Origin of the sequence: Longimicrobium sp. (assembly GCF_048594345.1) — a bacterium.
In the GTDB taxonomy this organism is placed as follows: Bacteria; Gemmatimonadota; Gemmatimonadetes; order Longimicrobiales; family Longimicrobiaceae; genus Longimicrobium.
The window spans coordinates 70,892-81,486 of record NZ_JBMDXM010000046.1 but is presented as its reverse complement, the minus strand read 5'-3'; the positions used below and the strand labels follow the sequence as shown (position 1 = coordinate 81,486).

Below are 10,595 nucleotides of genomic sequence, written 5' to 3'. Positions count from 1 at the left end.
AACCACCTCACCTCACGTCGGGCTACCGAAAACAGAGGTCAGGGTACAGAGGAACAGAGAACAGCCAGAGGAACAGAGGAGGAATGCGGATCACCTCTGTTTCTCTGGCGGTTCCCGGTTCCTCTGTACCTTCCGATGTTGGTTTTTACGGATTCGGTATGAGGATGGCCGCAAAGCGGAGCGCACCTTGCGAAGCGCGGCACGGGGGGGCAGGATTCCAGAGGCGCGGCGGTTCGCGCGGGCGGGTACGACGACGACCAAGCGGAGCGGATGAGCGAAGACGGGCAGCCGGTGGACGACGACCGTGGCGCCACGATCGAAGGGATCGTGGCGCAGGCGCAGGCGCTCGCCGAGGACGAGATGTGGGACCACGTGCACGACCTGCTCTCCGTCGCGCTGGACGAGCAGGGCGACGACCCCCTGCTGCTGGTGTGGGCGGGGCTGGCCGCGCAGCGCGTGGGCGAGGACGGCGAGGCGTACGAGATGTTTCGCCGCGCGCTGGCCATGGAGCCCGATGATCCGTTCGTCCTGGCGACCGCGGGGAGCGGGCTTTCCGCGCTGGACGATCCCGAGGCCGAGCGCGCCCTGCGCCTGGCCGCCCTCACCGCGCCCGATTTTCCCTTCGCCCGCGCCGCGTACGGCGCGTACCTGGCGCGCGAAGGCCTGTTCGCCGAGGCCATCACCGAGCTGCAGGCCGCGCGCGACCTGGCGCCTGAAGACGGCTCCATGCACGCGGAGCTGGGGATGGCGCTGCTGCTGGCCGGCCGCGCGCCCGAGGGGCTGGACGCGCTGGAGGAGGCCCTTTCGCGCACGCCGGGGGATTCGTGGCTGCGCGGGTTGTTCGGGCTGGCGCTGGTGGATGCCGGGCGCGGCGAAGAGGGCGCCGAGCAGCTTCACCAGGCGGCGGAGGAGCGCGACGAAGACGTGGAGGTGCAGCTGATCGCCGCGCTGGCCATGGCGGCGGAGGGGTGGGAGGATCCCGCGTGGGAGGCGCTGGCGCGCGCCGGACAGGCGGCGGACAGCAGCGACCGCGAGCTGATCGCCGAAGTGGAGGACCGCGTGGAGGCGGGTGCGGAGACCGCGGCGGAGTTCCTGCGCCTGGATCTTGGGCCTTCACTGCTGCGCGAGCGGCTGCTGCAGCGCGCGTGAACGGCCACCCGCCCCCCTCCGACGGCGATCACACGATCGCCGGCCCTCCGCCCGCGCCGGAAGGCCCGCCGCCGCCCCCGCATGCGGAGGCGCCCGGGCGCACCCGCAAACGCCGCCCGCTCCCCGTGCGCATCGTGAGCGGACTGGTGAAGCTGGGGCTGTTCATGATCGCGTGCTGGGCGCTTTCCATCGCCTCCATCCACCTGTGGGGGCGCCGCAACGAGGCGCGAAAGTCCGACGCCATCGTCGTTCTTGGCGCCGCGCAGTACGACGGACGTCCGTCCCCCGTGCTCAAGGCGCGGCTGGACCACGCGGTGCGGCTGTACGAGCGCGGCGTGGCGCCCATGCTCATCATGACCGGCGGCCAGGCCCCCGGCGACACGGTGAGCGAGGCCGTGGTCAGCCGGCGCTACGCCATCCGCCAGGGTGTCCCCGCCGCCGCCATCCTCACGGAGCGCGGCGGGATGACGACGCTGGAGTCCATGCGCGCCGTGTCGCGGCTCATGCGCGGGCAGAACATGCAGACCGCCGTGCTGGTGAGCGATCCGTTCCACATGCTGCGCCTGAAGCTGCTGGCCAAACGCGTGGGCTTTACCGGCTACACCTCGCCCACACGCACCAGCCCCATCTCGCGCAACCGCGAGGAAGAGCGCAAGCACCTGATCCGCGAAAGCTTCAGCCTCCCCTTCGCGCTCCTCCAGGCGCTCTAGGTCCGCCGGTGATGCGCCGCGCTCACGTTCGCGGTGCAGGCAGATGCGGCGCGGCGGTGGGAAGGATCGGGAGCGTCCGGCGGTTGATGATGGGCGCGCGTCCCCCGTCCAGGAGCGAATAAATTCGCCGCTGGAAGGGCGCAAAATCCGCCTGCGCGGATTGTAGCCGCGGGATCGCGGCGCGACGACGGGTCACGAGCCGGCCGAAACCCGATCGGTCGGTCGCGCCCTGACTCGAGGTGCGGGGAGGTTCCGCGCGGCGCTCCTTCGAAATGACACCGTCGGATGTCGACGGATGGGTTCGCGCGGAAGCCGGCGCCGGTTGCGGACGCGCAGGTGCCTGGAACGCGGACGCACCCCGGCCGCCGAGTCCGCGCAGCGGACATTGTGCCGTTGTAGCCGCGGTTTCAACCGCCCGGGACGGGACGTGCCGGAGCACTGGGCGGAAAGATGACGGTACGTCCCCGGTTGCGGACGCCCAGGTGCGTGGAACGCCGCACGCGCCCGGCCGCCGAGTCCGCGCAGGCGGACTTCGTGCCGTTGTCGCCGCGGTTTCAACCGCCCGGGCGGGGACGTGCCGGAGCACTGCGCGGAGAGATCACGGTACGTCCTGATTGCGGACGGCTGGGCGTCGTTGCGTGAGGGATGCGCGCCCGCAGGGCCGAGACACCGGCGCGCATGCACGAGCGCCGAGGGAACGCGCATCCGCCGGTGAGCGCCGGGGGCTCGGCGCCGTTGGCAACAGTCGTATCGTTGCCTACGGCGCGCGCAGCCCGGCCCGTAGCGCAGCGGAGGGACACGCCCAAACCCCGCCGTTCCTGAAGCCCGTCGATACCAGAAAAACCAGACAGAACCGGAAGAGGACGCGGAGCGGATGCAGATTCCGATCGAACGAACTACGCTGGACAACGGCCTGCGCGTGGTGCTTTCACAGGACCACAGCCTGCCCGTGGTCTCGCTGAACCTGTGGTACAACGTGGGGAGCCGAAACGAGGTGTCGGGGCGCACCGGGCTGGCCCACCTGTTCGAGCACATGATGTTCCAGGGGTCGCAGAACGTCCCCGACACGCAGCACATCGCGCTGGTGGAGCGCGTGGGCGGGTCCATCAACGCCAGCACCTGGCTGGACCGCACCAACTACTACGCCACCCTCCCCGCCAGCCACCTGGAGCTGGGCCTGTGGCTGGAGAGCGACCGCCTGGGCTTCTACCTTCCCGCGCTCACGCAGGAAAAGTTCGACAACCAGCGTGAGGTGGTGAAGAACGAGCGGCGCCAGCGGGTGGACAACGCGCCGTACGGCGACTGGGACGAGCGGCTGCAGCGGCTGGTCTACCCGCCCGACCACCCGTACCACCACTCCGTCATCGGCAGCATGGACGATCTGGACGCCGCCACGCTGGACGACGTGCGCGACTTCTTTCGCACCTTCTACGCGCCCGACAACGCCGTCCTCACCCTCTGCGGCTCGTTCGAACGCGACGAGGCGCTGCGGCTGATCGACCGCTACTTCGGGCCCATCCCCCGCGGGCCCGGCGTGCCCCCGCTCCCCGGCCGCCCGGAGCTGGAGCCGCTGCACATCGGGGGCGAGGTGCGCGAGACGGTGCACTCCGCCGTGGCCCTGGCGCGCGTCCACGTGGCGTACCGCGTGCCGGCGTACGGCACGCAGGACTACTACGTGGCCGACGTGGTGACGGAGCTGCTGGCCGGCGGCAAGTCCGCGCGGCTGTACCGGGCGCTGGTGCGCGAGCGGCGCGTCGCCCGCGCCGTGGCGGCGTTCGTCCTGCCCGTCGTGACCGGCGCGGCCATGCTCATCCTGCGCGGCACCGTGCCCCCCGGGGACGCGCCCGAGCCGGTGGAGGCCGCGCTGCTGGAGGAGCTGGGGCGGCTGGCGCAGGAGCCGCCGGCGGCGGAGGAGATGGAGCGCGCGCTGGTGAGCCTGGAGGCGCGGCGGGTGCTGGAGCTGCAGAAGGTGAGCGAGCGCGCGGACCAGCTTTCCATGCTGACCACCTACTTTGACCAGCCGGAGCTCATCAACACCGAAATGGACCGCTACCGCGCCGTGACGGCGGAGCACGTGCGCGACTTTGTGGCACGTCACCTCGTCGCCGACAACCGCGTGGTGCTGACCTACGTGCCGCAGGCCGCGGCTCCGGCGGCGGAGGCGGCATGACGGACGCCACGATGCTTGACCGCACGCGTCCCCCCGCCCCCGGGCCGCTGCGCCCGTTCACCTTTCCGCGGGTGCAGCGGCGGACGCTGGACAACGGGCTGGAGGTGGTCGTCGCCGAGAACCACGCCTTTCCGATCGCCACGCTGGACCTGGTGCTCCCCTCTGGCGGCCTTGGCGAGCCGGAGGAGCGCGGCGGGATGGCCTCGCTCACGGCCGGACTGCTGGAGTCCGGCGCCGGCGGCCGCGACGCCACGCAGATGGCCGAGGCCGTGGACGAGCTGGGGCTGGCGCTGGAGACGGGGATCTCGTGGGATACCACGCTGGCCGGCTTTACCGCGCTCACCTCGCGGCTCGAGGCGGGGATGCGCATTCTGGCCGACATGGTGATCCGCCCCGCCTTTCCGCGGCACGAGGTGGAGCGCATCCGCGACGAGCGGCTGGCCGCGGTGGCGCAGCGCCGCGCCGACCCCTCCACGCTGGCGGACGAGCTGAACACCTGGTACAGCTTTCCCGCCGGGCACCCGTTCGGACGGCGGCTGGGCGGGATGCCCGCCACGCTCGCCACGCTCACCCGCGAGGACGTCGCCGGCTACCACGCGACGCACTATCTGCCGGCCGGTGCCTGGCTGTGCGCGGCGGGCGACGTGACGCTGGACGGCGTCTCCGCGCTGGCCGAGCGGTACTTCGCGGGGTGGACCGGCGCGCCGGCGCCCGCGCGCGAGCCGCAGACGCAGCCGCGCTTCGGCGAGACCACCATCATTCTGGCGGACCGGCCCGGATCCGTGCAGAGCGAGGTGCGCGTGGGGCACCTGGGCATCCCGCGCACCTCCCGGGACTACTTTGCGGTGTCGGTGATGAACGCCATCCTGGGGGGCCTGTTCTCCTCGCGCCTCAACCTGAACCTGCGCGAGCGCCTGGGCTACACGTACGGCGTCAGCTCGGCGTTCGGGATGCGCAAGCTGCCGGGAACGTTCACCGTCTCCGCCGCCATCCAGAGCGAGGGGACGGCGCATTCCGTCAGCGAGGTGCTGCGCGACATGCGCCTGCTGCAGGACGAGCTGGTGTCGGACGCGGAGCTGTCCGACGCGCGCAGCTACCTGGCCGGCACCTTTCCCCTGGCGCTGCAGACCACCGACGGACTGGCGGGCAAGCTGAGCTCCCTGGCCGTCTACGGCCTCCCCGACGACTACTACGACAGCTACCGCGACCGGCTGATGGCCGTCACCGCTGACGAGGTGCGCGAAGCCGCCCGCCGCCACCTGATGCCCGACCGCGCCGCCGTGGTCGTCGTGGGCGACGCGGGGGAGCTGCGGGGCGGGCTGGAGGCGCTGGACATCGGCCCCGTGCAGGTGGTCGACCCCGCGGAGGTGCTGGGCTGACGCGCGCGCGGAACGGATGATGAGGATGCACCGACGCTCCGCGGCCCCGCTGCCGCGGAGCGTCGGCGTTCAGGAGAACGGGTCCCCAGCGGCGACCCGGAAGTCCGTCGCAGCGGGATCGAATCCTCCCCTCTCCGTGAGGCACGAACGGGGAGGGGCCGGGGGAGGGGCACCCCGCGGCCAGTTCGATGTCATTCGAACCACTCCGCACCCGCGTTTAGGTCTGGTTCCCGGATCGCAATCCCCGCCCGAACCGCGGCCCCGCGCCACAAATGCGGAATTAGGATCGGGTTAGCACACCCCGCGACCGGTTGAGCGGCGCGCGGCGAACATCCATCTTCCATTCACGGACCATCGACATGAGCGATTCCGACACGCAGCGCCCCGCGGTACAGCCCGGGCTGATCGAACGCATGCCGGTGCACAGGGGGCGCATCGTGGACCTGGGCGTGGACACGGTCCGCTATCCCGACGGCTCCACGGGCGAGCTGGAGATGATCCGCCACTCCGGCGCCGCCGCGGTGCTCCCCGTCCTGAGCGATCCCGACGGCCCCGATCCCCAGATCGTCCTGATCCGGCAGTACCGCTACGCCTCGGGCGGCTGGCTGTACGAGGTTCCCGCCGGACGCCCCGACCGCCCCGGCGAGCCGTGGGACGAATGCGCGCGGCGCGAGCTGCGCGAAGAAACGGGGCTTGAGGCCGGCACGCTGCGGCCGCTCACGGCCATCTGGACCACGCCGGGCTTTACGGACGAGCGCATTCACCTGTTCATGGCCACCGACCTGACCGCGGGCGAGACGGAGTTCGACGCGGACGAATTTGTGGAAACGGTGACGGTGCCGCTTTCGGAGGCACTGCGGATGGTGCGCGACGGCGAGATCAGCGACGGAAAGACGATCTGCACCCTGCTGTACGCGGCGGGGTTCGTGTTCGGAAGGTAGGCGCGGCGTCAGAGGCGGGGCCGGAAGTACGTTCTCCGGAAAGCACGGCGCCACGCGGTACGGAAAACGGTGTCACTTTCTCTCGGCTGCCGTCCTGAATGGGGGACAGACGTGAGAACGGCGGGCGGCGGCGGGTGGGCCAAAAGCGTAGCAACCATCAGGGCTTTTGGCGCATCCAACCTTCAGAGCGGTCCGGGAACGGCACCTGCCTTTCCTCTACGCCGACAGCAGGCCGCCCTTCCGGCTTTATCCCCCCAGGGAGTCCAGACCATGTTTCAGATTCTCGCGAAGGAACGCAACGCCGGGCAGCAGCGCACGCCCCGCGAATCGCTCAAGCAGCTGGACGACAGCGGCGTGGTGGCCGCGCACCTTGCCGGCGACCGCCTTGCCTTTGGCGAGCTGGTGGAGCGCTACCAGAACCGCCTGCTGAACTTCATCTACCGCACCACCGGCGACCGCGAGCGGGCCGAGGACCTGGTGCAGGAGACCTTCATCCGCGTCTACCGGCACCTGCACCGGTTTGACCAGACCAAGAAGTTCTCCACCTGGGTCTACACCATCTCGTCCAACCTGGCCAAGAACGAGCTGCGCAACCGTTCGCGCAACCCGCTGGTGCTGTTCCAGACGCTGATGAAGAACCGCGACGCCGACGCGCGTCCGCTGGAGTGGGAAGACAACACCTACCGGCCGGACGACCTGTTCCGCAAGCGCCACCTCAAGAGCCAGGTCGACGCCGCCGTGGACCAGCTGCCGGAGCACCACCGCACCGTCTTCATCCTTCGCGAGATGGAGGGCAAGACGTACGAGGAGATCGCCGACATCACGGCGACCAACCTGGGCACCGTAAAGAGCCGGCTGAACCGCGCGCGCAACAACTTTGCGCAGCTGATCGCGCCGGTGCTGGACTGAAGGATCTTCCCGTCGGGGGGCGGGAGAGCAGGACGGGGGTGGGCCGATGTCTGGCTCACCCCCGTTTTCTTTGCCCTTTGCGCGCCAGTCCTCACGCCCACGTGAGCCACACTGTCCTGAGGCTGAGAGGGTATTGAGAAAGCTCGAATCATGACAGTCATCCTGAGGGAGGCGCCGCTCCATACCCTGCTCATACACAATAGCCTGGCGCCGACCGAAGGACCTTGCCGGCACAAGCGTGAGGCTGGCTTCATGCCCCGCATCAAGTTCCACGGTGGCGGAGAGAAGGTCCTTCGGTCGCGCGTAAGCTCTTGTGCTCCTGAAGGTTCCGCGTGGCGCTCCCTCAGGATGACTGTGCGTTTCGTGCGAAGAGCTGCGGTTTCTCCAGGCCCTCTGAGGGAGCGCACGCCCACAGCGCATAGGCGCGGGAGCGCGAACGGCGAAGGGCGCGGAGAATCTCTCTCCGCGCCCTTCGCGTTACACCTCCCGTTTGTTTGGCCCGGGATTACATGTGCAGCCGCAGCCCCACGCCGATGACGACGTACTCCACCGTTTCGGCGTCCAGGCCTTCGGCGCTGTCGAACTCCACGTCGTGGCGGCGGTAGCGCAGCGTGGGCACCACGCTGATCCGTGAGTTCACCGCGCCCACCACGCCGACGCCTCCCTCAAAGCCGATGGTCCGGTCGGAGAGGATCTGGAGGGAGGTGCCGCCCGCGTTCGCGCCGATCTCCAGGACGTTGTAAATCACGCCCGCCTCCACAAACGGCGTGATGCGGTTCCCCGGCAGGGGCGGGGTGGAGAGGGAGATGCCGGCCCGGTATCCCACGTCGGTCGCGTCGGCCGACACGCCGGGCTCGTCTTCGTCGATGGAGAACTCGTAGGTTTCCCACCCGGCGTACACGCCGATCTGCGGGGTCACCATGGCGATGACGCTGGCGCCGTATCCCACGCCGTTTTCCAGAACCTCGTCCTCGTTCCACTCCCCGATGGGAAAGGCGAAGCCGGCGCGGCCTTCCAGCGCCAGCTGCGGGGCCTGTGCCTCCGCCGCCTGAACGGTAGCGGCCAGTGCGGCCGCGGTCGCGAACAGCGTAATCCGACGCATGCAGTCTTCTCCGGACAAAGGAACGGCGTGAAGACGCCGGCACGGGCGCCGGCATCCGGGTAACGTGGTGCGCCGCGGCCGGGGCGGCAGGGTGGCGCCCGGGGCGGAGCGAGCCGCCCTTGCGAGCGGCCCGGCCGGCGCGCACGGTAACGCGCCGGTCGCGGACGGGTCAAGCTTTCACCGGCAACCACCCCTGCCGTGCCCCGACAAGGCGGCGGCGAGGGCGGATGAACGGTGCCCGCCGGCGATAGAACGGACGAGCGCCGCTTCCTTTGACGCGCGGGTGCATCACGCCCACGGATGTGCTGCCCAAGATGCCGTCGGCGAGCCGTGGACCGAGGCGGATCCTGATCCGCTCCGCGAGGCCCGGCCTGATGCGGGCAGGGGTTTGCGCGCGGGGGATGATGGGGGAGGGCGCGGAAGTGCTGATTTCCTTGCACCCCTTTCCTTTTCGAGAAAGCGGATGCATCGTGTCTCACGCGGCGGACGGGGTGTGTCCACCGGACGCGGGGGGTGTGGAACCCTGACACGCTCCGCGCGTACAACGCAGCCCAAGGCACAGACCGGGGCTCCGGTTGCAACCAGCGGCGCAGGCGTGAGATGATGGACTGCGGCACCTTTCTGGACGGCTACTCCGACTTTCGCGACGGGATGCTTGCGCTCCCCGACCGGGTCGCCTTTGAGGCGCACCTGCGCGACTGCGCGTCGTGCGCGCGGTACGACCGCGTGGTGGACGGCGGCGCCAGGGTGCTGCGCGACCTGCCGGAGCTGGAGGTCTCGGGCGATTTCATGGAGCGGCTGCAGCACCGCATCTGGCACGAGCAGGACGACATGGCCGCCGCCCGCGCGCGCCTTGCCCGCCGCTCGTCGCGCCGCGTGGCGGCCGTGGGCATGGCGGCGGCGGCGTCCGTGGCCGCGGTGGCGGTGGTGCCCGGCATGTACGCGCGCCTGACGCCGACGGTGACCATGCTCCCCTCGGCCGCGGCCAGCGCACCGGCGCCCGAGACGCAGTACCGGCTGGCGGCCGAGCACGCCGGTGAAGGGCTGGCCGCGCGGCTGGAAGAGGTGGGAGTGGAGGTGTATCCCATGCCGTACGGCAACGTGCTGTACCACGCGGCCTCGACCGCGGCGCTTTCCTCGCCGGGCGACGGTCTGCGCCACTCCACCGCCGAGTAAGTGGCCTCCATCCGCCCCGGACAGCTGGACCGCACCCTGCGCGACCGTGTCGCGGGGGGTGCGTTCTTCTTTTTTGGCGACGAGGACTACCTGCGCGAGGAAGCGGTGGCCAAGGTGGTCGCCGCGTATCTGGATCCCGCCACCCGTGACTTCAACTTCGACCAGCTGCGCGGCGGCGACGTGACGGCCGACGCCCTGGCCAGCATCGTCGCCACCCCGCCGATGATGGCGGAGCACCGCGTGGTGGTGGTTCGCGACGCGCAGGGGCTTTCGGTCAAGGCGCGCGAGGTGGTGGAGGCGGTGTCCAAGGCGCCCGATCCCGGGCTGATCCTGGTCGTGTCCGCGTCCATCCCCTCGTCGTCCAAGGCCAAGTTCTACGACGACCTCAAGAAGCGCGCGGTCTCGGTGGAGTACGCGCAGCTGTCGCAGGACGACGCGCCGGGGTGGGTGATGGAGACGGCGCGCGAAGAGCTGGGGGTAGAGGTGGACCCCGAGGCGGCGCGGGCGCTGGTGGGCGGGATCGGCGTGGACCTGGGGCACCTGGGGTCGGAGCTGCGCAAGCTGGCCGCGTACGCGCAGGACCGTAAGCGGGTCACGCTGGACGACGTGCGCGCGGTGGGCGGCATTATCCCCCGCCAGGACCGCTGGGCCTGGTTCGACATGATCTCCGAGCGCCGCTTTCGCGAGGCGCTGGAGACGCTGCCCATTCTGCTGGAGTCGGGCGAGAACGGGGTGGGGCTGGTGATCGGGATGGGCGGGCAGCTGCTGAAGGTGGCGCTGGTGTGCGCGGGCGGGCAGCAGGCGCTGGAGCGCGAACTGAAGCCGTTTCAGAAGTGGATGGCGCGCCGCATTGTCCCCGTGGCGCGCAGGTGGAGCCTGCCGGAGGTGGACCAGGCGCTGGCCGAGCTGCTGCGCACCGACCGCCTGCTCAAGTCCGCCTCCCTTTCCGACCGCCAGGCGCTGGAGGAGCTGCTCCTCCGCCTGTGGGCCATCGGCCGCAGCGACCGCCAGGCGGCGTAAAGAACCGTCGCCACGCATCGAGCCATCGAAAAGGACCCT

9 protein-coding genes are annotated in these 10,595 nt (G+C 70.4%); 8 read left to right on the top strand and 1 reads right to left on the bottom strand.

Annotated elements, in window-relative coordinates:
- Positions 1-270: 270 nt before the first annotated feature.
- From ACOJUJ_RS05285 to ACOJUJ_RS05260, 6 genes are all read left to right on the top strand, one after another.
- Positions 271-1,149, top strand: coding sequence for a tetratricopeptide repeat protein (locus tag ACOJUJ_RS05285; RefSeq protein WP_420125805.1), 879 nt, complete (start codon positions 271-273; stop codon positions 1,147-1,149).
- A 134-nt stretch (positions 1,150-1,283) separates the two neighbouring features.
- Positions 1,284-1,859: a YdcF family protein gene (locus ACOJUJ_RS05280; RefSeq protein WP_420125804.1), complete on the top strand. Its 576-nt coding sequence runs from the start codon at positions 1,284-1,286 to the stop codon at positions 1,857-1,859.
- An 874-nt stretch (positions 1,860-2,733) separates the two neighbouring features.
- Complete coding sequence (locus ACOJUJ_RS05275; protein WP_420125803.1) at positions 2,734-4,029, top strand: M16 family metallopeptidase; 1,296 nt, start codon at positions 2,734-2,736, stop codon at positions 4,027-4,029.
- Positions 4,026-5,408 (top strand): M16 family metallopeptidase, encoded by a 1,383-nt coding sequence (locus tag ACOJUJ_RS05270; RefSeq protein ID WP_420125802.1) that lies wholly within the window; start codon positions 4,026-4,028, stop codon positions 5,406-5,408. Before ACOJUJ_RS05275 ends, ACOJUJ_RS05270 begins: the two co-directional genes overlap by 4 nt.
- A gap of 359 nt (positions 5,409-5,767) precedes the next feature.
- On the top strand, positions 5,768-6,349 hold the full coding sequence (locus ACOJUJ_RS05265) for an NUDIX hydrolase (RefSeq protein WP_420125801.1): 582 nt from the start codon (positions 5,768-5,770) through the stop codon (positions 6,347-6,349).
- 270 nt (positions 6,350-6,619) lie between these two features.
- Entirely contained in the window at positions 6,620-7,258 is a 639-nt protein-coding gene (locus ACOJUJ_RS05260) for a sigma-70 family RNA polymerase sigma factor (protein ID WP_420125800.1), read from the top strand.
- 505 nt (positions 7,259-7,763) lie between these two features.
- Here the strand turns inward: ACOJUJ_RS05260 and ACOJUJ_RS05255 are convergent.
- Entirely contained in the window at positions 7,764-8,360 is a 597-nt protein-coding gene (locus ACOJUJ_RS05255; RefSeq protein ID WP_420125799.1) for an outer membrane beta-barrel protein, read from the bottom strand.
- 600 nt (positions 8,361-8,960) lie between these two features.
- On the opposite strand from ACOJUJ_RS05255, the gene ACOJUJ_RS05250 reads away from it, so the two are divergent.
- Positions 8,961-9,536 (top strand): zf-HC2 domain-containing protein, encoded by a 576-nt coding sequence (locus tag ACOJUJ_RS05250; RefSeq protein WP_420125798.1) that lies wholly within the window; start codon positions 8,961-8,963, stop codon positions 9,534-9,536.
- Complete coding sequence (holA, locus tag ACOJUJ_RS05245) at positions 9,537-10,556, top strand: DNA polymerase III subunit delta (RefSeq protein ID WP_420125797.1); 1,020 nt, start codon at positions 9,537-9,539, stop codon at positions 10,554-10,556.
- The last annotated feature ends 39 nt before the right edge of the window (positions 10,557-10,595 follow it).

Bases quoted from the DNA above. Each gene is read 5' to 3' on its own strand.
- ACOJUJ_RS05285 (WP_420125805.1), top strand. From the start codon at position 271: ATGAGCGAAGACGGGCAGCCGGTGGACGACGACCGTGGCGCCACGATC.
- ACOJUJ_RS05275 (WP_420125803.1), top strand. From the start codon at position 2,734: ATGCAGATTCCGATCGAACGAACTACGCTGGACAACGGCCTGCGCGTG.
- ACOJUJ_RS05270 (WP_420125802.1), top strand. From the start codon at position 4,026: ATGACGGACGCCACGATGCTTGACCGCACGCGTCCCCCCGCCCCCGGG.
- ACOJUJ_RS05265 (WP_420125801.1), top strand. From the start codon at position 5,768: ATGAGCGATTCCGACACGCAGCGCCCCGCGGTACAGCCCGGGCTGATC.
- ACOJUJ_RS05260 (WP_420125800.1), top strand. From the start codon at position 6,620: ATGTTTCAGATTCTCGCGAAGGAACGCAACGCCGGGCAGCAGCGCACG.
- ACOJUJ_RS05255 (WP_420125799.1), bottom strand. From the start codon at position 8,360: ATGCGTCGGATTACGCTGTTCGCGACCGCGGCCGCACTGGCCGCTACC.
- ACOJUJ_RS05250 (WP_420125798.1), top strand. From the start codon at position 8,961: ATGATGGACTGCGGCACCTTTCTGGACGGCTACTCCGACTTTCGCGAC.